At 35.5% G+C, this 23,003-nt stretch carries 19 protein-coding genes; 5 read left to right on the top strand and 14 right to left on the bottom strand.

The features are described 5' to 3' along the window. Window positions 1–27 precede the first annotated feature (27 nt). The 3 genes from BLV91_RS04640 to BLV91_RS04630 form a co-directional block, all read right to left on the bottom strand. A complete protein-coding gene (locus BLV91_RS04640; RefSeq protein WP_091430178.1) occupies window positions 28–717 on the bottom strand; it encodes an RluA family pseudouridine synthase in 690 nt (229 codons plus the stop codon). A gap of 27 nt (window positions 718–744) precedes the next feature. Further along, window positions 745–1,563, bottom strand: a complete 819-nt coding sequence (gene panB, locus BLV91_RS04635; RefSeq protein WP_091430176.1) for a 3-methyl-2-oxobutanoate hydroxymethyltransferase — start codon at window positions 1,561–1,563, stop codon at window positions 745–747. 133 nt (window positions 1,564–1,696) lie between these two features. Beyond that, complete coding sequence (locus BLV91_RS04630; protein ID WP_091430173.1) at window positions 1,697–4,162, bottom strand: glycoside hydrolase family 3 N-terminal domain-containing protein; 2,466 nt, start codon at window positions 4,160–4,162, stop codon at window positions 1,697–1,699. A 159-nt stretch (window positions 4,163–4,321) separates the two neighbouring features. On the opposite strand from BLV91_RS04630, the gene BLV91_RS04625 reads away from it, so the two are divergent. Continuing rightward, window positions 4,322–5,068, top strand: a complete 747-nt coding sequence (locus tag BLV91_RS04625) for an NUDIX hydrolase (RefSeq protein ID WP_091430170.1) — start codon at window positions 4,322–4,324, stop codon at window positions 5,066–5,068. A gap of 32 nt (window positions 5,069–5,100) precedes the next feature. Then, window positions 5,101–5,532 (top strand): Cif family virulence factor, encoded by a 432-nt coding sequence (locus tag BLV91_RS04620; RefSeq protein WP_091430318.1) that lies wholly within the window; start codon window positions 5,101–5,103, stop codon window positions 5,530–5,532. 176 nt (window positions 5,533–5,708) lie between these two features. Here BLV91_RS04620 and BLV91_RS04615 read toward each other — a convergent pair whose 3' ends face one another. From BLV91_RS04615 to BLV91_RS16960, 4 genes are all read right to left on the bottom strand, one after another. After that, entirely contained in the window at window positions 5,709–7,337 is a 1,629-nt protein-coding gene (locus tag BLV91_RS04615; RefSeq protein WP_091430168.1) for a long-chain fatty acid--CoA ligase, read from the bottom strand. 111 nt (window positions 7,338–7,448) lie between these two features. Then, a complete protein-coding gene (locus BLV91_RS04610; protein ID WP_139262276.1) occupies window positions 7,449–7,652 on the bottom strand; it encodes a hypothetical protein in 204 nt (67 codons plus the stop codon). Window positions 7,653–7,814: 162 nt separating this feature from the next. Beyond that, the gene (locus BLV91_RS04605; RefSeq protein WP_091430162.1) at window positions 7,815–8,438 is read right to left on the bottom strand and encodes an ATP-binding response regulator; all 624 of its coding nucleotides are present in this window, start codon (window positions 8,436–8,438) and stop codon (window positions 7,815–7,817) included. Continuing rightward, a complete protein-coding gene (locus BLV91_RS16960; protein WP_175513952.1) occupies window positions 8,435–8,608 on the bottom strand; it encodes a hypothetical protein in 174 nt (57 codons plus the stop codon). Before BLV91_RS16960 ends, BLV91_RS04605 begins: the two co-directional genes overlap by 4 nt. Before the next feature lie 456 nt (window positions 8,609–9,064). Here BLV91_RS16960 and BLV91_RS04600 point away from each other — a divergent pair, with 456 nt between their 5' ends. Next, window positions 9,065–10,426, top strand: coding sequence for an exonuclease domain-containing protein (locus tag BLV91_RS04600; RefSeq protein ID WP_091430160.1), 1,362 nt, complete (start codon window positions 9,065–9,067; stop codon window positions 10,424–10,426). Window positions 10,427–10,964: 538 nt separating this feature from the next. Here BLV91_RS04600 and BLV91_RS04595 read toward each other — a convergent pair. From BLV91_RS04595 to BLV91_RS04565, 7 genes are all read right to left on the bottom strand, one after another. Further along, the gene (locus tag BLV91_RS04595; RefSeq protein WP_091430157.1) at window positions 10,965–11,453 is read right to left on the bottom strand and encodes a mechanosensitive ion channel domain-containing protein; all 489 of its coding nucleotides are present in this window, start codon (window positions 11,451–11,453) and stop codon (window positions 10,965–10,967) included. Between the two features lie 154 nt (window positions 11,454–11,607). Beyond that, window positions 11,608–13,269 carry a SulP family inorganic anion transporter gene (locus BLV91_RS04590; protein WP_245709605.1) on the bottom strand — a complete coding sequence of 554 codons (1,662 nt, stop codon included), beginning with the start codon at window positions 13,267–13,269 and terminating at the stop codon, window positions 11,608–11,610. 952 nt (window positions 13,270–14,221) lie between these two features. Continuing rightward, complete coding sequence (locus BLV91_RS04585; protein WP_091430154.1) at window positions 14,222–16,477, bottom strand: FUSC family protein; 2,256 nt, start codon at window positions 16,475–16,477, stop codon at window positions 14,222–14,224. 335 nt (window positions 16,478–16,812) lie between these two features. After that, window positions 16,813–17,493 (bottom strand): hypothetical protein, encoded by a 681-nt coding sequence (locus BLV91_RS04580; RefSeq protein WP_091430152.1) that lies wholly within the window; start codon window positions 17,491–17,493, stop codon window positions 16,813–16,815. 314 nt (window positions 17,494–17,807) lie between these two features. Next, the gene (locus BLV91_RS04575) at window positions 17,808–17,996 is read right to left on the bottom strand and encodes a hypothetical protein (RefSeq protein WP_091430150.1); all 189 of its coding nucleotides are present in this window, start codon (window positions 17,994–17,996) and stop codon (window positions 17,808–17,810) included. 701 nt (window positions 17,997–18,697) lie between these two features. Beyond that, entirely contained in the window at window positions 18,698–19,759 is a 1,062-nt protein-coding gene (locus tag BLV91_RS04570; protein ID WP_091430148.1) for a ligand-binding sensor domain-containing protein, read from the bottom strand. 155 nt (window positions 19,760–19,914) lie between these two features. Beyond that, window positions 19,915–20,616, bottom strand: coding sequence for a hypothetical protein (locus BLV91_RS04565; protein ID WP_091430146.1), 702 nt, complete (start codon window positions 20,614–20,616; stop codon window positions 19,915–19,917). A gap of 406 nt (window positions 20,617–21,022) precedes the next feature. Here BLV91_RS04565 and BLV91_RS04560 point away from each other — a divergent pair, with 406 nt between their 5' ends. After that, window positions 21,023–21,802, top strand: a complete 780-nt coding sequence (locus tag BLV91_RS04560; protein WP_245709604.1) for a tyrosine-type recombinase/integrase — start codon at window positions 21,023–21,025, stop codon at window positions 21,800–21,802. Beyond that, window positions 21,787–22,896: an IS91 family transposase gene (locus BLV91_RS04555; protein ID WP_091430142.1), complete on the top strand. Its 1,110-nt coding sequence runs from the start codon at window positions 21,787–21,789 to the stop codon at window positions 22,894–22,896. Before BLV91_RS04560 ends, BLV91_RS04555 begins: the two co-directional genes overlap by 16 nt. Window positions 22,897–23,003 lie beyond the last annotated feature (107 nt).

Raw genomic sequence — 23,003 nt, 5'->3', positions numbered from 1 at the left:
CAATTATGTTTTTTTCTTTAAATAAAATCATAGTGCATTCCAAATAACTTCATTTGGGACTGGAGCAGTAACGGATAGTGTTTCTTTAGTGACGGGGTGAATAAACACTAATTTCCTGGCATGCAAATGAATACCTCCGTCAGGATTGCTTCTGTCAAAACCATATTTTAAATCTCCTTTTATTGGGGAGCCTATGGCTGAAAGTTGCGCTCTGATTTGGTGGTGTCTTCCTGTGTGTAAATTGATTTCCAGTGCAAAATAGTTGTTCAATTCTTTGAAAACAGTATAGTCCAAACTAGCTAATTTGCTGTCTGGCACTTCATTGATATGTGCTTTAGAAGTATTGTTTTTCTCATTCCTTTTGATAAAATGAACTAATTTATCCTGAGATTTTGCCGGTTTGTTCTTAACGATTGCCCAATATGTTTTTTGAGTTTCTCTGTTCTTAAATAGCTCATTCAATCGTGTCAGTGCCTTACTGGTTCTGGCAAAAACTACAATTCCAGTTGTGGGTCTGTCTAAGCGATGAACAACGCCAAGGAAAACTTCCCCTGGCTTGTTGTATTTGTCTTTGATGTATTCTTTCACAACCTCAGACAATGGCTTGTCTCCAGTTTTGTCTCCTTGTACAATATCACCCACACGTTTGTTTACCACTATGATATGGTTGTCTTCGTGTAATACTTGAAGATTGGTCTTATCTGAAACTATTTTCATAGAAAGTACCCTTTTATTTTTTTTTGATTAGTACTGTTCTTTCTCGTTAGGGAAGTCGCTCGATTTTACATCGGCAACATATTGACTAATTGCTTTTGTCATTCCTTCATATAAATCCATATAGCGACGTAAAAATCTTGGACTAAACTCATTGTTCATTCCTAACATATCGTGGATTACAAGAACCTGTCCGTCAACACCACCACCAGCTCCAATTCCTATTACGGGGATCGAAATACTTTTGGCTACTTTTTCAGCCAAGTGTGCAGGTATTTTTTCTAAAACTAAAGCAAAACAACCTAGTTTTTCTAATAATTTTGCGTCTTCCATCAATTTATCCGCTTCCTCATCTTCTTTGGCGCGTACCGTATAAGTTCCAAATTTATAGATAGATTGAGGCGTAAGACCCAAATGTCCCATTACAGGAATTCCGGCATTTAATATTTTTTTGATTGATTCTTTAATTTCTTTTCCACCTTCTAGTTTTACAGCATGTCCACCACTTTCCTTCATGATTCTGATCGAAGAGCGCAACGCTTCTTTAGGGTCTGATTGGTAACTTCCAAAAGGTAAATCCACCACAACCAAAGCTCTTTCTATGGCTCTAACAACTGAGGAAGCATGATAGATCATTTGGTCCAAAGTGATTGGTAAGGTCGTTTCGTGTCCAGCCATTACATTTGAAGCTGAGTCTCCTACAAGGATAACATCAATACCGGCCGAATCAACAATTTTCGCCATTGTAAAATCGTAGGCGGTAAGCATGGAGATTTTTTCTCCATTATTTTTCATTTCAATTAATGACTTGGTCGTAACTCTTTTGTAGTCTTTTTTTGCTGATGACATAGGATTGCTATTTTCGGCACAACTATAGGTGTCGGATTATACGCTGTAAAAGTAGTGAAACATATTCTTTAGAAACAAAAAAATGGGTCCGAATAAAATCGAACCCATTTTTATATGATGTACAGTCGTTGAACTACTGTTTCAAATCAGTAAATTTTGTATCCAAAGCAAACGAAGAGTTTGTTTTTTCAACAATAGTTTCTTTTTCTAAATTGAAATTTGCTGTTTTCTTAATGTCTAATGATGAAGTTCCAATAGCCACTTTGTAGGAACCAGCTTCAGCAATCCAAGCATTTTTGTCCGTAACAAATGAAGTTAAATCCTTTGGGTTCAATGTCAAAGTAATCGTTTGACTTTCTCCTGCTTTTAATTCGTTTGTTTTAGCAAAGGCTTTTAATTCTGAAGTTGGTTTGTCTGTGTTTTTTGAAGGCGCAGAAAGGTACAATTGAACTACTTCTTTTCCAGGCGTTTTTCCTACGTTTTTTACAGTTAGAGTAACTTCCATTTTGTTCGAAAATGTAGTTGAACTTAGTTTTATATCTGAAATGTCAAATGAGGTATACGATAGTCCGTAACCAAATTCATAGGATGGTTTTACCTTAAATGTATTGAAATAACGGTATCCAACGTAAACACCTTCTTCGTAGGTTACACTAGTAGGGTTTTCTGCAGGTGTACCAATCCAGTTTTTAGTTGCAGCAGCATCTTCATATTTTACGGGGAAAGTCATGGTTAATTTTCCTGATGGAGTTACTTTTCCAGAAAAAATATCTGCAACAGAGTTTCCACCTTCCTGACCAGGTTGCCATGGCAAAAGAATTGCATCTACTTTATCTTTCCAACTTGCTGTCTCTATTACGCCACCGATGTTTAAAACAACAACTACCTTTTTGCCTTCAGCATGAAAGGCTGCCGAAACGGTATTGATTAAATTGATTTCATCTTGTGCCAAGTTAAAATCTTCATCTAGTTTACGGTCGTCACCTTCACCAGCATTTCTGCCGATTGTGATTAAAGCTAATTCAGAACTTTTGGCTTTTTGTTGAACGATTTCTGAATTTAATTCTAATTCGTGAAGTCTTTTTGGAGTTGCCAATAAACCCTCTTTTTCACGTCTTTTAGTCTCAATTTCTTTTTGAGCCTTCATAAATGGGGTGTATAATCCTTCTAATTCGGTATCAATAGAAAACCCCGAATTAGTCAAGCCATCAATTAAAGAAATAGAATAAGCTTCATTTACATCACCACTTCCAGTACCACCAGAAATAAAATCATAAGATGTTATACCAAAAACGGCTAATGGTTTTGATTTTGAAGTGAATGGCAATACATTACCGTCGTTTTTTAATAGAATAATACCTTCAGCTGCAGCGTCTCTTGTGACCTGTGCGTTTTCTTTTAAGTTTGGTTTATTTGAATAGTTGTAGTTGCTCATAGCAGGTGATCTCATCACTAATTCTAAAACTCTTGTTAAATTGATGTTGAGATCTTCTTTAGAGAGTTTGCCATTTTTTATGTTTGCGACAATTGCATGGTGTTGTGCAGGTAAACCTGGCATCAATAAGTCATTTCCAGCTTTGAGTTGTTTGACAACATCACTAACAGCGTCCTTGTCCCTAATGGCCCCAAATCCGTTGTAGCCGCCAAACCAGTCTGTCATTACTAACCCTTTAAAACCCCATTCATCACGAAGTACAGTTGTTAAAAGGTCTTTACGTGCCGATGTGTAAGTACCATTCAAAAAATTATAAGAAGACATCACTGTCCACGGTTGCGCTTCTTTAACTGTGATTTCAAATCCTCTCAAGTATATTTCGCGTAATGCTCTTTCGCTCACATGCGCATTAACGCCCATTCTATTTCTTTCCTGATTATTAGCTGCAAAGTGTTTTACCGATGTTCCTACACCATTAGATTGTAAACCATTTACCATCGCAGCAGCAATTTTACCTGTCAAAAGCGGATCTTCAGAGTAATATTCAAAGTTTCTTCCACACAATGGGTTTCTGTGTATATTCATACCTGGACCTAATAAAACATCTACTCCATATTCTTTTACTTCGTTCCCCATCGCTTTACCAACAGTGTTGATAAGCGCTTCATTCCAGGTAGATGCTAATGCGGTTCCTACTGGAAATGCTGTAGCATAATAGGTATTCGAATCGTCTTCTCTAATTGGTTTGATACGTAAACCAGCGGGGCCATCTGATACAATTATAGAAGGAATTCCTAAACGAGAAATAGCAGTTATTCCTCCAGCAGAGCCAGGTACTTTTGCAGTATCTTTTCCAGAAGTAAACTGCATTTTTGCCCAGTCAAAACCAGGCATACCAATTCCAATCAGCATACTTGCCTTTTCATCGTTGGTCATTTTATTTATAAGATCTTGTATTCGATCTTGAGTTGAAAGTCGATAATCTTCATACTTATCTAATTTTCCATTTCTATTTAAATCAGAAAAAGTAAACCCATTTATAGTTATAAGAGGACTGTTTGTTGGATCTTTTGTCTCTGTGGTGTTTGCCCAAGAAATTCCTGAAAACACTAATGCCGAAAGCAATGATGTTTTTGCGATTGTTGAAATTGATTTGTTTCTCATGAGGTTATTTTTTGTTAATAGCTTTTTATTGCTTCAATATGAAGCAATATTAATAATTTTTATTTGATATTTGTATAAAAAAGGATTATTTTTCTGATTATCAGTTTTTAAAAGATAGATTTATAATCAGTTTCGTATTTTTACGGCCAATTAAAAAATATGGAACTCAAAAAAATTATTGAAGAGAAGTCGAAGGAGTCATGGGAAATCTATTTGCCCAGTATTTCTATCGATTGTGTTGTTTTTGGTTTTCATGATGGTGCACTGAAAGTATTGGTTTTGAAAATGAAAGGAAAAAATTTATTAGGACTTCCTGGGGGCTATATTAAAAAACGTGAAAACTTAAATGAGGCTGCTAGTAGAATACTTCAAAGACGAACTGGGGCCGAAAATATTTATCTGAGCCAATTTAGCACTTTTGGTGATTTAGATCGTTCCGAAAGTTTTTTTGAGGAGTATTCTGATACGTTATGGAATAAGCAGCGCTTTGTCTCTGTAGGATTTTATGCTTTAGTTGATTATTCTAAAGTGAATTTAGTTATAGATGAAGTTTTTGATCCTTGCGAATGGATGCCAATTGAGGAATTAACGGAATTTATGATGGATCATCAAATGATTTTTGACAAGGCATTATCCACTTTGCGAAAGCAATTAAATGATAAACCGATAGGTTATAATTTACTACCTGAAAAATTCACGATGCCAGAGCTTCAAAAACTATATGAAATTATTCTGGGCAAGAAACTGAATCGTGGTAATTTCTATCGAAAGATGTTGCGTTATGATATTCTTGAAAAACTGGATGAAAGTAGAAAAGGCGGCGCTCATAAGGCACCAGACTTGTATAAGTTTGATGTAGAGAAATACCAGCTGGCACTTACGAATGGATTTAATGAGGGTTGGTAGTGAATGTAGGATATCAAATTAAATTGTTAATTATGAAAAGAATTATTTTACTGGGTTTTATTCTAATTTCATGGAATAGTCAGGCGCAAAAGCAAGAAATTAAAAGTACTATTGCTACTTTTTTCGAAGGTTTTCATGCGAGAGACTCGGCGAAAATAAAGTCGGTTTGTTCTGAAAATATGGTTTTGCAATCTATTGCTGAAACTGCGAATGGCAATTCTTTATCAGAAGAGTCATCAGCAGCATTTTACCATTCGATAGCAACGATACCAAATGAAATTAAATTTTCAGAAAAAATAATAAGCTATACTATTCAAGTTGACGGCACAATGGCTGTAGCTTGGACTCCTTATGAATTCTATAAGAACGGAATACTCAGCCATACTGGTGTCAATGTTTTTACACTGTTCAAAAAGGATGACTCTTGGAAAATTATTTATATTATTGATACTAGAAGAAAATAATTTTATAGTAGTTCAATAGCCAGTTTTGTGTTTTGCCCTTAACTTTAGTAGTGTAAAAAACAGATCCCGAAAGTTATCGGGACCAGAATAATTTTAGTAGAGTAGAGGTAAAGCAATCATTTGTTGTTTTGATTGCATTTTTGTTTTTCATATATCATAATCGCAACCTGTTCAATTTAAGTTAGTTTTCCTTCAGCAAAAAGTCTTCGGATCTCTTTTTTGTCAAATTTACCAACGCTGGTTTTGGGCACTTCATTTATATAAACATAATCTTTTGGAATCTGATATTTTACAAACTCTCTAGATAAAAAATCGATTAGTTCTTCATCAGAAACTGTATCATCACTATTTAGCAAGACTATTGAAGCCAAAGGTTTTTCTACCCATTTTTCGTCAGGAATTGCAATTACGGCAGCTTCTTTAATTTTGGGATGCGCCATTAATGCGGATTCTAATGCTACACTTGAAATCCATTCACCGCCGCTTTTTATAAGGTCTTTGGTTCTGTCCTTGATTTCCATATAACCATCCTGATCAATCGTACTCACATCACCTGTTTTAAACCAACCGTCTTCTGTAAAACTTTCATGATTATTCGTTTTAAAATAGGAGCTTATGGTCCATGCCCCTTTTATTTGTAATTCTCCCATAGTCTTCCCATCTGTTGGAGCTACTTTTCCATCATCTGTTACGATCCTTAATTCTACACCCGGAAATGCGGTGCCTTGCTTGGCACGAATAGTTATCTTTTCGTCTTCTGATAGACTGTCATGCAAGGGTTGAAGGCGGCTTACTGTACCTAGAGGAGAAGTTTCAGTCATTCCCCAAGCTTGCACCCCTTTTATTCCAAAATCTTTTTCAAAGCCCTGAATAAGACTTTTTGTTAGAGCAGAACCACCTACAAGATATTCTTCGAGGGCTAATTTTTCTTTTGGAGGGTTCATTTTCAGCGCATGATAGACGCCTAACCATATCGTTGGGACACCATTAGCTTTATTTACTTTTTCTTCTATAAGAATTTTAATGATAGCCTCAGGCTGTAAGTTAGAAGAGGGCAGTACCATGTTTGATCCTGATAAGAGACACAAGTACGGAAAACCCCATGCCATGACATGAAATTGTGGTACAATCAGCAATACAGTATCTCTATTGCTAAAGTTTCCAGCATTTGGCGACATAATTGTTGTCGCATGTAAAAATGTTGATCTATGAGAATATAAAACTCCTTTTGGTAATCCCGTTGTTCCACTTGTATAACACAAACCACTGGCATCATTTTCATTTATCGCAGGCCATTCAAAATGGTCTGATTGATCCGCGATCAAATCTTCATAATGTAATGTATTTGGTAAAGTGGTGGTGAAATCTTGAGCTGCATTTATCAAAACGAAATGTTCTACAGTTTCCAGTAGCGGAGCAATTTTTTCTAAGAGCGGAACTAATGTTGCATCAACAAAAATCACTTTGTCTTCTGAATTGTTGATTATATATTCTATTTGATGACTAGATAATCTAATATTTATGGTGTGACAAACAGCTCCTATACCAGATATTCCATAGTATAATTCTACATGAGGGCCATGATTCCATGCAAAAGTACCCACCATATCACCATTTTTGATTCCTAATTTCTGTGTTAATGCATTGGCTAACTTTTTACAGCGTTTGTACATATCACCAAAACTATATTCATGTCTTGTTCCATCTGGTAAATGGGTTATTATTTTCTTGTGATGATAGACACTATTTCCATACTCAAGAATAGTATTTGTTGTGAGTGGGTAATCCATTATTAATCCTTTCATATTAAAATGTTTTAATGATTGATTTTTTTAATGGCGGCTTTATTTTCAGGAATACTATAGTCCGCTTCTATTAATGAGGTTGCGAGACTAAGTTAAGGTTTTTATTTCAGTTTATTTTACATTACTATAAAGTCTTGTTAAGGTCAGTTTACACTTCTTTTTTAAGACTAAACCTCTAATAAATTGTGAGCTAATTGTGCCTATTATAGCTGGAATTGTTAGAAAGCCGTACATGATGAATTCAAATGGGAATATGTTATGAGAAGAAGAATCGGCAATCATTTCGCAAATGGCTGCTAATGAAAATAAAGCCATACTCATCGGTCCATTTTGCCTTAGGCATTTTCTTTTAAACTCTTTTTGGTTTTTTATGTTTAACTTATGTGTTAACAAAAAACAATCTGTATTAGCAAATTGCATGGCCACTGCAATACATGTTTTTGTAGATACTTTAACTGTCAATCAATAATTAGAGCCTCATTTTTTTACCAACTCCATTATTTTAATGTATATTAAGTTTTCATCAATAGGTTTTGAAATATAATCGTCCATTGCAAATTCTTTGCATTTCGAAATATCTACTGTGGTAACATCAGCGGTTAAAGCGCTGAATTGAATTTTTGATTTCAACGTTTTTCGGATGTATTCCGCGGCTTCAAATCCGTTCATTTCAGGCATCTGTAAATCCATCAAAATGATATCGTGGGTATTAGTTTGTAATTTTTCAATTGCAATTTTCCCGTTTTCTACTACTTCATGTTCAAATCCAAAATCATTTAAAATAATTTTGATTAGTAATTGATTCAGTGGAATATCTCCGGCAACTAATACGCTTCGGTTTTTAATCTTTGAATCTAGTTTTGGTATTTCTATACTTTGTTCTACTTCTATATTCGTTTTTCCAAATAGCAGGGTAAATCTAAATGTAGAACCTTCTCCTATCTTACTTTTCACGTTAATACTTCCGCCTTGAGCTTCTATTAACTGTTTGATGATGGTAAGACCCATTCCTGTCCCGCCATACGAATTTGAAGTGCTAATTTCAGTTTGTTCAAAGACATTAAAAATTGAATTTAACGGCGTTCTAATTTCGTGACTCATTTTACCTCTAACCGTATTCCTGTAATTACTAATGTTAACAAGCCGTCAGTGATGGTTAATTCGATTGTAGTGTATCTGTTCCATTTAGAAACGGGGCCTAATGCTTTAGTGATTTTTGTAAGCTCATTTAGCAATTTGGATTTTCTTATTTTGAAGCTGGCTTGGTTCATTATCAAAATGTATTTAATTGATTTTTTGACTTAGTGCTAATAGATGATAGACTCCTATTGATTGTATTTTTTTTAATAAACCCCAACTTAAGAAATCAAAAGTCTAGCACAATATATCTGTTGGTTAAAAGTCCATCCGTAAATTAACACCGATTAGCGGAGTTTCGCAATACCCAATTTTAGTGATATTTAGCTATGTGATGCTGATTGTGAATAGCTTTCGATCTGTTTTCTGGAAGATGACAGTTGAATACCAATAAAAACTCCGAAATGAGGACACTTCGAAGGGCTGGGGCACGGAATGCAATTGCGCGCGAACGGCTAATGTCAAGTGATAATTCGCTCTTAATTGAATAGGAGACACCTGGCTTTTCAGGCAGGAAGTGGTATCTTTGATGCAAGAAAACTGCTTGCAGAAATACTGTAAAGTGAACACCGTAAATTGAACACTGAATTTTGTACGCAATACTTGACATCGAAACTACCGGAGGAGAATTCAATAAAGAAGGGATTACCGAAATTGCCATTTATAAATATGATGGTCACCACATTGTGGATCAATTTATTAGTTTGATCAATCCTGAAATCCCGATTCAGCCTTTTGTGGTACAATTAACCGGTATAAATAATGAGATGTTACAGAGCGCTCCAAAATTTTTTGAAGTGGCCAAACGTATTATTGAAATGACCAAGGATTGTGTTTTGGTAGCACACAATGCCAGTTTTGATTATCGAATTCTTCGCACTGAATTTCTCCGTTTGGGATATGATTTTAATCAAAAAACACTTTGCACGGTAGAATTATCCAAAAAATTATTGCCTAAACAAGCTTCCTACAGTTTGGGTAAATTAGTTCGTGCTTTGGGAATTCCTATCGTAGACCGCCACCGTGCAAGTGGGGATGCGTTGGCCACCCTGAAGTTGTTTAAACTATTTTTGGATACGGATCTCAATACTGAAATAGTAGAAGCGCACATCAAATTTGAAGTCCAAAAAGGAATAGCTCCCAAATTGAAGAACCTTTTAGAAAGTGCGCCTTGCACTACGGGCGTTTATTACATGCACAACCAAAAAGGAAAGTTGATTTATGTTGGAAAAAGCAACAATATTAATAAACGAATCAAGCAGCATTTTACAGGAAATTCCACCAAATCCAAGAAAATTCAAACTGACGTTTTTGCGCTAACTTATTATGAAACCGGAAGTGAACTCATTGCTTTATTGAAAGAAAGCGAAGAGATAAAAATTAACAAACCCATCTATAATCGTGCGCAAAGAAAGAGTATTTTTCAGTTTGTACTGTACGCTGAGAAAGATGAAAATGGCTATTTGAATTTAAAATTGCAAAAAGCGGATGGTCAAAAAAAAGAAATTACCTCCTTTGCTTCCCTGCAAGAAGCAAAAAATGCGCTGTTCAGCATTACATCACACTACCGTTTATGCCAAAAATTCACGGGTTTATACCAAACAAAAAAGGAATGTTTTCAATATCAAATAAAAGAATGTGATGGTGCCTGCATTGGCTCTGTTTTACCTAAAGAGTACAATGAAAGGGTTCAAAAATTTATTGATAAAAGCAGTTTCGAAGCGGATAGTATGATACTCCATGACAGAGGGAGGAATAGCAGTGAACTTAGCGCAGTTTTGATTGAGAACGGAATTTACAAGGGCTATGCTTTTTATGATTTGAATTGCCCAATTTTGCCGATCGAAAACCTAAAAAACATACTTATTCCCATGCAGAACAATCGCGATGCGCGAAATATTATTCAAAGTTATATACGAAAAGGCAAATTGATGAAAATTGTGAATTTCTGATTTTTGAACTTTATTCATCTCCTGATTGGATAGGGTGGAATGCTGTGCTTTGTCAACGGCAATTTGGATGCTTTAATTAACTTCCATTTTTAAAAATGATATTATTTCGATTAGCCTTTGAATACTAAAACCGCCCCGCTCTGCGAAGTCTCCCGACGTCGAACTTTTTTAAATGTTCTTGTACAACGTAAATCTAATAAAAGTCTCCCCAGTTTTTCCCTGACTATCTTATGAAATCCATTTGGTTCTAAAAACATTTACGGAAAAAATCGGAGACTTTTGAGCTGTTTTTTCTCTTGAAGAGCTTCTGAAAAAGCACAAAGTCATGAGACATTTGTGTACCATATAGAGACGAACACTTCGGGAAGCGGGGAGCAGGCGCAAATCGGAGACTATTGCCTATGACAAATGAGAAACACTAAGGTGATCACAATTAAAGGGTTTGATGTAGAAGCTTAATTCAGTAGGATCAATAAACCACACGGAAGGATTCATCCGGGAGCAGGGAGTAAGAAGCTTATTAATAGAACTTCACCTATTACTTTCCTGAATTTATTTTTGTTGCTTTTTGTAAAAAAAGGTTGTTGGGAATCATGATTTTTTCATCGGTTTCTGTCTTCATAATTACATAGAATAGCCCTATGTCAGACACTCGTCCAGTAATATCAAATTCTTTGTCGATAATTGTAATTGATTCTCCTAATTTAACGGGATGGCTTATAAAAATGATTAGTGCTGAAGATATGTTTGAAAGAATAGACCACTGGGCAAATAATGCTATGCCAATAACTGCGAGAACTGAAGTAATAAAAGTCAAAAGTTTTGTCTGTTCAACTCCCCAAATCGCTATTATTATAGTTACGAGTATTATAAAAACGGCTAAATTAATGAACTTCAGAATAGGTCTCATTCTATATTTTGAATAATCATATTTAGTTTGAATCTTTGAAAGAAATTTTATAGTGGCAAATCTTAAAATAAAAAAGGAGGCGACTGCCAGTATTGTTTCTATTACTCTAATGTCCATATCTGTTTTTGTTTTAATTAGCTAGCACGGTTTTTATAAACACTGGAGATTCGCATTGAGCTTAGTGCCATTTTCGTGTTTTTATAGTTCCTACTATTATCACTTTAAGAAACATATTTGACTCTAAAGTCAAAATTTTAATACTAAACATACTTTATTCTAATGTATTTGTCTTCTTTATATAAGCAAAGGCTTCTTCGATGCTTGCAAAAAGATGTTCTTCTGCCACTAGGTCAGGGATAATATCAATAGATCTTAATTTGTCCATGGGTTGCTTTTGTAGGTTGACCAATAATACTTGTGTTCCCAGCTGTTCTAAATCAAACACGATGTCTTCTAGAGTATAAAGTCCAGATTGATCTATTACCGGCACTTGATCCATTCGAATGATTAAGACTTTTATCTTTTTGTCTGTAGTGGCAACTTGATTTTTGAGATACGTTGTAAATCCAAAAAATAGCGGTCCTTTCAAGTGCTTGATTAACACTTTATCTTTATACTCATCATAGAAAGGCAATTCATCTTGCCATGGTTTTTCGTCTTTCAAGTTTTCTACAGATTCTATGACAATGCCCTTTTCACCAAGGTCACTTGCCTTTTTCATAAATAAGATAGATGCTAGTGCAACACCAAGACCAACTGCTTGGATCAGGCTCCCAAAAGTAGTAATAACTAGCACTAAAATTAAAACCGCTGCATCGGCTCGTGGTACTCGTAGTAAATGCTTCAAGCCTTTGATATCAATAATTTTGAAGCCAATAGGAATTAGTAACCCTGCCAAAACTGATAGTGGGATATACGCTGCTAATGAACCTAAACCTAAAAGTACTGCCAGTAAAAATAAGCCATGAATTGCTCCTGAGATCCGAGTTTTACCTCCAGCATTAATATTGACTACGGTGCCTTTTGTTGCTCCTGCACCTGGGATTCCCCCAAAAGCAGCAGCCAGCATATTGCCTATTCCTTGTCCAATCAATTCTCGGTTGCTATTGTGCCGTGTTTTCGTCATATTGTCTGCAATTACCGAAGTCAATAAGGAGTCAATACTACCCAGTACGGCCAGTACGGCTGCATACTCTACTATTAAGCTGTACGCTTCCGGTGGTATAGTACTGAACATGGTCCCAATCTGTAAATTTGGAATTCCAGATGGGATTTCTCCAATAACGGGTACGTCCCATCCCAGAAAATAGCCCGTAAGCGCACCAATAATCAAGGCTGCCAGCGCACTTGGAATCGCTTTAGTGAGTAGTGGAAATAAATAATAAATTAACACCGTCAAAATGCCTAAAGCAAGAGCATGAATATTAAATTCCGAAAAAAGTCGGGGCAAATCCTCCAATATTGCGAAGGTTGATTTTGCCGAAATGAGTCCTACAAAGGGGAATAATTGAAGAAGTATAATGATTAGACCTACTCCACTCATAAAACCAGAAACTACGGGGTAGGGAAAATATTTCACATAGCCAGCAATGTTTATCAGTCCAAAAACGATCTGCAAAAGGCCACCTAACAGAAAACTTAAAAGTATAATCCCCATCGCTGTTTCTAGACTTCCCGTTAATTGAATTGATGCAGCAACTAAGGCAGCAGCAACAACTGTCATTGGTCCAGTAGGGCCACTAGCTTGAGTGGGTGTTCCACCAAATATTGCTGCAAATATCCCTACCATGATTGCACCATATAGACCTGCCGTCGCCCCCATTCCTGATTGCACACCAAAAGCAAGGGCGAGGGGTAAGGCGACCACTCCAGCGACCAGACCTCCAATAAAATCTCCTTTTAAATTGCTGAAATCTACTATTTTCGATGACATAAGCTTAGTTTTTAGTCAGTAAATATTGAAAAACGATTGTTTATTCCATAAATTTTTTAAATAATCTTATCGTACACACATTTAAATATGTTTATAATTCATTGTGGTAGCGCATTACTGCTAACGGTCTGGAAATTTGATAGGTTGGGGAATTTAAAGCAGTGTATTTTCGATTGACTAAAATACGATATTTTTTTTAATTTCACTAAAAACGCAAATACACAAGTATGAATTTCTAATCCTTTATTTTTTTGATCATTTAGTCAATTAATAAATTTTGGTAATCGTTGCGGGTAAACATATCTTATCATAATGCTACAATTGTGGAGCTCTTACTTTACAAACACGCTGTATTGTCGAATTTATAAGTGCTACTCATTACTTAAAAAACAGAAAATTAGTTTTTACGAGAGCCACACGAAAGGATTCATCCGAGAGCGGTGGAGCAGACCTCTTGGAAGTAGAATAGATAGTAAGAAAACGGTAAATTATATAGCCAATAGAACCATGTTAGGATTAGATTTGAGTAATTTTTGTGCTCGCAGCTGCTGTTTGTCATTACGTAGCCATTTTATTGGCGGTTGCGTCGAATTGAGTCTAAAATGAATTGGGTTTGTCAGAAAACAAAAGAGGCAACCTTAATGGAGGCAATGAAGAGGCTAACTGTAAAGAAAAAACAATTGATATTCGATTAAAAGGAAGTTCGAATTCCGGAGTAGGATAAACCAAATAGTAGAAAGCGGCAGTTCTAAGAAATAACTACTTAATAATTCATGAGTTATTTTTTTTTTGTCTTTAGGCAATTCAAGTGATCAAATAGGGTGAGGACTGAATATATAATAAAGTAGATAAAAGATAATATTGACAGGTGCCAAATTCAGTTCGTGAGGAAGTGATGTAGTAGTACTGAAAAATTACGTTGGGAGTTATTGACTTAAACCCAATAAAATTGCTATTGCTCCTCTACAATAGCTGAACGATAACGTTCCGTTGCCTTTTGTAGGTTTTCTGAAAGGGATTTTAACCACGTCATGTGATTGGCAATCAAATAAGCCTCCTGAAGACCATGAAGCGTTTCGGTATCTAATTCGGTGTGACCTAATCTGATATTTTCATCTCGCAAATTTGATAATTGCTGGTATTTACCCAACAACTTTTCCTCTGCATCTTCAGCAGTTTCTTTATCGACTTTTTTCTTTATTTGAGTATCGCCAAAACTATCTATTGACATCTGTAGGGTATTGGAGATTTTTTTGATGAGTATATTAAATTCTATAGAAGCAGGAGTGGTTTGATGATTACTGATAAAACTACCGATGGATGCGATGGCAGAAACCATTGTCTGGTTAAGCGTCACAATTTCATAAATCAGTTGAAATTCTTTCTGTTTCGATTTTGGATCTTGGGTCAATCGCTGGAAGGCAGCATTTAAATTACTGATAGCAAGAAAGGCTTCTTTCCTTGCCAAACTATAGGAGAGTTTATGTTTAAAAGGATCTTGATACAACTCTTGTGTTGCTAAAAGATATTCTTTGTTCATTTTTAAAGCCGTCAGAAGTACCTGTTTTAGATTATTGGCTTGCCAACTTGGCAAGAGTATATAATTAGCAACGACAGCGATAGTGGCTCCAATGACAGTGTCGATGACGCGGTATTGAATCACTTCAAAGGCATCAGGATTGATTAAGGAATACACAAAGATGATACTAATGGTGATCAATGCGGCAGCAAACTTATAATTCTGCTGAATCAATGCAAATGCGAATACAAACGAAACAAATGCCAATACTGCATAAACCACTACATTTTGAGTAAGCAGCACAATACCAACAGCAATAGCCGCACCAATGAGTGTGCCGATGATACGATCTTTCGACCGCTCTTTGGTTAGACCATAGCTAGGTCGCATAATAACAATGACGGTCAGCAAAATCCAATAGGTGTTTTGGATGTCAAAAAGAAAGCCTAATAGATAGGCAAATACTATCGCAATGGTAAGGCGCAATGAATGTCTGAACATGGTGGAATCCAAACTGAAATTTTGAACAATGACATTCAGTCTGTATTCCTGTAGCGTTAAAAACTGACTCGAATCTTGTCTTTTTAAGGATACTTTTGAAGCCTCTTTGACATTGGCCATTACACGTCTAATAACTCTGATTTCTTGTAGCAGTTGCTCTTGGTAATCGTATAGGTTTTTCAATACTAAAGCACCTTCACGCGCTTCAGGTAATTTGACGGTATCCAGGTAATTCTGGATAGATTCGTTGGCTTCTGCTAATGCACTTAATAGACTATCTTTATTTGGTATTTTATCATTTTGAATCAATAATTCAGACAAACGGATGAGGTGGTTACCCATGATTTTGCTCAGATTTTTGGAAGCTTTTAGAAATTCTTTATGCTCGCCAAAAATGGCATCGATCATTTTATAATCCAAATGTTTTGCTTCTATCAATTCGAAGATATTGATGGAGGAAATTAAGATTAATAGTTGCTTTTCTTCATAATGCGAACGTCCGGAACGTTTACGTGCGGTAAGCAGTGTTTCTCGGAGTGTTTCCTGCTTTTCGTTGATTTGATGTTGCAGGACGAAGCTTTGTTTAAGGTGTTCGTCACGCTTGGTTTTCTTTGTTAATAATTTGGCTCGTATTTTTAGGTATTCACCAATAAGGAGAAGCGTATCTGACAATAGTTGATTCTGATCTTTTACAGGCGCAAGTTTTTGAAAAATAAAGGATACGATTAAATACCAAAGACCTCCAACTCCCATTAAGGCAACCTGAACTAAAATATCATACGCTGTTTCTTTTTGAATGGCAATTGCTATTACCATTGCCAACAAGCCAGAAAAGGACACTAAAGACGCTCTAAAACCATAAACAGAAAGCAGCGACACAGCAAACGTAATAATTGCAATTGCCACCAATAAAAGGGGTAAGAGAGGTTTTGAAAATAGGATTATAGCTGTAATAACCATTGTTAATCCAATACTGACTAAAATGGCATTGACTTTGCGTTTGCTGCTGCCCGGGATGTCGCCTGGCGCATTTAAAAAAGCACCGATAACAACAGCTGGAGCATATTCAAAATACCCTAAAAGATACAACAATGAAAGGGGTACAACAATCCCAAATCCAATACGAATTCCCCGGTCAAAGCTGGAGCTCTTTAAAAATAATTCTAATTGTTTGAGTTTTTCTTTCAAGCGGGTTTATAATTTGATTCTAAAGGTAGAATAATTGAGATGAAGTATTGTCTCGTTAGCTTATTTTAGTTGGTACATTTAAAAGAATCGCATGATGTGAAATAGTTGTATAAAGCCTTTTGTTTGTAGATTGATTTCTGACATTATTGCCAATATCCGGCTCGGCTTGGTCGTCTTTTTTGAGGGAGTTCAGTTGTCTCGTTGTAATTATTTGTAAGCACTTTAATTAAACCTACCACCAAACAATAAAAAAAAGCTAAATAGGAATCTTTATATTTTTGCCAACATAATGGGGCTTGTTTTTCTTTAATACTACTTATAGTTCCTCATCAATGCTATTCTCTATCTTCTGGTAAAGGTGAAATCATAATATGCGCTTTATGTGTTCCGGGATTCATAATCCAAGGATGATTTGAAGCCATTGGGACTTCTGGCAAACCAGTAGATTCTGATGTGGCCCAAGGCAGATATATCACATAGCGAAGTTGCGCACCTTCCACTTTTGAGGCTGCAGAGTCATATACGGTCTTTGCCCCGTAGTAGATTTGTAAAGTCAACCCAGGAGTTATTTTTAGTTGACCTAATTTCATCTCTTCTTCACGGATAGCAAAGACTTCTTGTTCATTCTTTCCTTCTGCTCTTAAGGCTCTTCCTCTTGCCATAAAGGGTTCGAGGTCTTTATGATAACATGCGGCACTAAATCCGGCCTGAGTCGGATTATCTGCAAGAATAATAAATTCATTATCTCCTTCTTTAAGGGTCACAAATTCACCTGCCATATTATATCCAATAACTTTACATTTCGATCTGCTTTCTTTGGGAGCAGCCATTAATGCTGTTGCAATTAAAGCTTCATCAGTATCAATATTCTTTAATTGTTTATTATTGTCATTTGATGTACTTTTTATTTCAGATTCCATTGCAGGGGATTCCTGTGTTGGCTTTTTTGTTTTGTCTGATGAATTACAAGAAATCAAAATTCCTGCAAAAACAAATACTGTAATAATATGTTTCATAATTTATTAATTTTTAAGTGTTTTTATAATGAAGTACAACGTTAGATATATTTTTTGTTACGTATTTAAGCAACTAATTTAGTAAATAAATCACAGATAGTAAATTCAAGCGCCGCGACGCTTCAGTATTTGCAAGTAGGTGAGGACTGGCAATGAATTATATACTGTGTTAGCTTTAGTTTCACAGGTATTTAATTGTCATACTTTATGGTTTTTATTGCTTGTTTAGATAAATTGATAAAAGGCTATTTAGATTTCCTAAATAGCCTTTTACTTCTTTTTTATTTACTCCTTTTTCCATTGTGGATAGGAAGTTATTCGTTATTTCGGTCATCTCCTGGTCTTGGGGATTTGAATACGTCCATTCCTTCTCTTCTATGCTCCACCACTTGTTCTTTGATAAATTCACGGAACTCACTGTTGCTCTGACCATCCTGTTTGGAGAATTCAGCTACTGTTTTTGTTAATCCTCTTGACTTGGTATTCAAATATGTTGTACTCATATGTAAGTGTTTTAATTATTAATCTGCAGTTTACAATTTAAATAAGGGGACTTTATTAATACTGTCTTAAAGTCAAGAGATTAACTTTAACACTTGCATGCCTTGTTAAGGTTTTTCTTAAAAAAAACCGCTACATCAAAGGGATTAAAGATGGCAAAATAGATACCTAAAACATTAATCTTGTCGTTATAAATACCTCTCCTAGGTAAATTCTTTTTTTATTAAGGTTTTGGCTGAGTTTATGGTCGTCTTTGCATGTTATGCTTATGGGAATCACAAAGTTTATAAAAGACAGCGTTTTCGGGTGTTAAAATTTCAAATTTAGAGGTATATATAATCCCATTTTTAAAACGAGTTAAGTGTTTTCATCTTTTGTGGTTACATTATCTGTACCAATGTCGCTACTAAAATTGAAGTCAGTACTTAAACCTAAAGTTAGTGGCGTATTTATCAGTATTACACTCGGCTGAAATTTTTAATTTTAAGAGTTTGCTGTAACGTTTAATTACTTTGTCGTTTTGATATATAGCTATTTAGAATTCACACAGGATTGGTGAATAGTACAACTCACGGTTCTTGGCTTAACGTGGTGTTTGTTTCATAAACGCTCAATTTTCGGCTTAACGAAAACTTGATGCGAAACGATAATCCCACTAAATTCCAGCTAGCTCAAAAAGGCTGTTGGCGGTTCGTATTTCTTATCAAAACGTTTTGTCAAAAGATTTTCCGTTAAATTTATAAACTCCACCTTCTGCCATTCCAAAAAGTAAATTGTTGCTGTTGTCTTTATATATTGACCAAATCATTGGGGTCGAAAGTTTGTTATTGATAGTGTAGTTAATTACATTTTTGCCATCATATTTCCAAGCTCCTGTATCTCTATCACCAAACCAAATATTACCTTCTGAATCTTCTTCAATTGCAAAAACGTGTTCCATTGTCCCAGTTAGTGATAGATTTCCATTTTTACTACTATTCTTTTGAATGAGTCCGTTTATCTCTGAAAAATGTATTGTTTTATCATGCTCCATTAGTAAAACTCCAATACCATTATTCCCTATCCAAATTCGTCCTTTGGAATCTGCTAATACACTTCTTATGTGCAAATTCTCATTAGCTTTAAGTTTTAATTTTTCATGTTCAAAAATAGTTGTCATTTTGCCATCATAACTAAATAATGCAGCATATGTGGATATCCAAAGGTTACCGTTTTTATCTTTTGATAAATCGGTTACCCCGAATGAATTATCAACATTTTTATTTTTGGGTTTTGGAAAAATTAAGTAGTTCATCTTTTTTCCATCAAAACGATTTACTCCGTCTTTTTCGCCTGCATTGAACCATAAATCACCACTGGTTTTGTTCCATTCCAATGTTGGGTTATTTGTTTGAGTTGTATAAGTAGTAAACTTTTTTCCATCATAACTATTCACCCCGTTTGCAGTTCCAAGCCAGATAGTTCCGTTTTTATCTTCTTCTATTGAACGTATTTGATTGTCTAATAAACCATTAGTATTGTTGAAATATTGAAATATTTTTCCATCATAATAGCTTACTCCTTCATTATGACTTCCAAGCCAATAATTGCCTTTACTGTCTTGAAAGATAGCACGGATTCCAGAAGTGAATTTTAAGGTGTCTCTTTTTGAATCACTTACAATTTCAGATTTATTAATTTCTTTTTCGGTTGCTTTCTTTTCAACACAAGAAAAGTTCAGAAATAATAAAAAAATAAGATATATCATTCTAAATAATTTGTCCATTCAGGTCTGTTTTTTAGTATGACGCGCAACGTTATGCCACTTTGAGATGGCTGGAAATTCGTAACCGCTCAATTTTCGGATTAACGAAAACTTGATGCGAAACGGTAATTCCACTAAACTCCAGCTAGCTCAAAATGGTGGTTGTGCTTAGTTTTTTATTTCGTTTCGTATTGATGTTTTTTTATTTCGTAATCAATAAATTCTTTCTCAGTCAATTTCAAAAGTATCATAGAGTATTTTTTATAGCTTTCAGATTCTTTATCCTTAAAAAAGTCTGTTGTCAAGTAATGAGTAAAAGGATGTTCTAAATCCTCAAGTTTAAGTTTTGAATATCGTTTTTTTGATTTTGGATATTGATTCCAGAATCGTTTATAGGTATCATATTGTGAATCGGTAATTTTATGAACTAATTCCGTCATTAAATCAACTGGAATTTTATTTTCTGATAATGCGTTAAAATATTTTTCAATTTCTCTGTAAAATTTCTTTTTCGGTTCAAGTTTGTTTTCAGTTTTCCACTTACTCAAAACTAATGAAGATATGAATCCAAAAAGAGCTAGGATAATTAAAAGCAAACTTCTGAGTGGTCTATTATCAAATGCTAATAATGGAAAAATACTAGTAGCTGTCAAAAGAGCAAATGCAATCAGATAAACATTTCTTTTAAAAAATTCCAGATAAAAATTAAACGCAAAAATTGAAATAATAAAAATAATTCCTGTGTAAAAAATAGGCACTCCAAATCCAACCGACTTATGATATATGGGATAAAAATGATACAAACTATCGTGCATTACTGCTATTCCGACAATTTGAATTATTGAAATCAATATTGGTCTTAGAATCTTTTTAGTCATTTTTCAGTAATCTATTTTTCGGTTTGCTAGGTTTTTTAAAATTAAGCACAACGTGTCGCGGCTTGCAGAAGTGGCGAACTTCGTAACCGAAATCTTTCGGCTAAGGTAAAATTTCTTGCGAAAGATAAACGTGAATTTACCACATTTTTCGCCATTTTTGCAAACCGCTGTTGAACTAAACCTTCGGTAGTGTATTGTGTAAAATACAGTTCTTTGTAAAAATAATTAAAAACCTTTACAATGATAAAAAAAAGAGGATGAAGTAGTAAAATACGTTACTATCATCAATCGAGCTATCGCAGAAGTTCCCGATTTCGGTAATTTATTTCATCGCTTTAAGCGAACAATGTCAGTTCTAGGTAGAAGTGAGAGTACCTGTAGAAACTACGGTCAGCATGTTGCCTCTATGGCGCTTCATTTTGGAAAACTCCCTACTGAGCTAGATGTAGAACAAGTGCAAGAATACTTATTTCTACTTCAAAAACGCTCTAAAACACCTTCTCAAACCTACTTTAAGCACTGTGTTTATGGACTTAGATTCTTACTTAAATCCGAAGGGTTGCCCTATGAGTACCTACATTTACCTTCGATAAAACACGACAAAAAACTACCTACAGTACTCAGTAAAGAAGAAGTTTGGCGATTACTTCAACATTGTCAACTGCTTAAACACAAAATACTCATTGGTTTGATGTACGGTTGTGGTTTGCGTTGTATGGAAGTGCGAAGTGTACGCTTGCAAGATCTTGATTTTGACCGTGAACAACTCAAAGTAGTACAAGGAAAAGGTAAAAAAGACCGCTACGTTCCCTTATCAAAACATTTAATTCGAGGACTCAAAACCTACATTGAAGCCGAAAAGCCAAAAACGTATCTCTTCAACGGACAACCCCAAGGCATAGCAGGTGGTGATTTTGATAGTCGTTATTCCCAACGTGGAGTGCAATGGGCAGTCAAACAAGCCAGTAAAGCCGCTGGGATTACCAAGGAGGTTTGTGTGCATACACTTCGGCACACTTTTGCTACGCATTTACTCGAAGACGGACTCGATATTATCACACTTAAAAATCTCTTAGGACATGAAAATATAGAGACGACGATGGACTATTTGCACATTGCGCAACTCGACACCATAAAAGCCTTTAGTCCACTTGATACCTTGTTTGCCAAGTGCAGCACGAAGTAGCTCATGTACTGGATAAACTAGGGCAAAACATTGAAAATTTAGGATTCAATACTTGGCAATTACGCACCTTATCGGCAGTTCGAAGATGTCGGACATCCGCTTTGGGTGGGCATATTGATGGTTGTGATACATGTGGGAACATCAGCATTAGCTATAACTCCTGTCGCAATAGACACTGTCCCAAATGTCAGGGGAATAAACGAGAAGATTGGATTCAGGCTCGAATGACTGAACTTTTGCCTGTGCCATACTTCCATGTAGTTTTTACCTTGCCAGCTAGTATTAATTCTTTGGCTATACATCAGCCAAAAATAGTGTACGATACTTTGTTTGAGGCGACTTGGGAAACGCTACAACAATTTGGCAAAAATAAGGAAGTACAAATGGGAATGATAGCCGTTTTGCACACTTGGGGGCAGCAACTGAGCTTGCATCCGCACTTGCACTGCATTGTCCCGGGCGGAGGAGTGGACAAAGAGGAGCAATGGAAAAATAGTAGAAGTGATGGTAAATTTCTATTTCCAGTAAAGGCTTTATCGAAAGTTTTTCGAGCGAAGTTTTGCGAAAAACTCAAAGCAAAAGAGCCTATAAAATACGAGCAAATAAGACAAGATTTATGGAAGAAACCTTGGGTGGTTTTTGCCAAGAAACCATTTGGAAACACAAAGTCTGTGGTGGAATATTTGGGCAGATACACCCATAAAATAGCCATAAGTAACCATAGAATAAAAAGCATCGATAATCAAAATGTGACTTTTGATTATAAGGATTATCGGGTGGCAGGAGCAAAGAAGCAAATGACACTCACACACGAAGAGTTTATCAGACGGTTTTCCTTGCATATATTACCCAAACGCTTTGTAAAAATTCGTCATTATGGTTTTTTGAGTAGCACTTGGAAGCGTAAAAAGCTAAAGCTTTTACAGGAGAAACTTCGAGTGAAAGTCTTGGAAAAAGTAGAAAAGAAACCTTTTTTACCCAAATGTCCTTGTTGCAAAACAGGGAATTTACATCGAATAGCAGTATTTGATCAGCGTGGTCCGCCTGCTTGGTATCTTGGCGGTAGCCAAAGTTTAAGTTCCTCTATTAACTAATTTATGGGTAAGGGATTTTATGCCCAAAAGTTACCGAAAACACTCAAAAACGAAGCAGAAACTACTCCAAAAAAAAGAGGACCATAAATCCTCTTGATATTCTCTCT

This window comes from Flavobacterium degerlachei (assembly GCF_900106645.1).
Classification (GTDB): domain Bacteria; phylum Bacteroidota; class Bacteroidia; order Flavobacteriales; family Flavobacteriaceae; genus Flavobacterium; species Flavobacterium degerlachei.
This window is presented reverse-complemented; position numbering and strand designations above follow the sequence as displayed.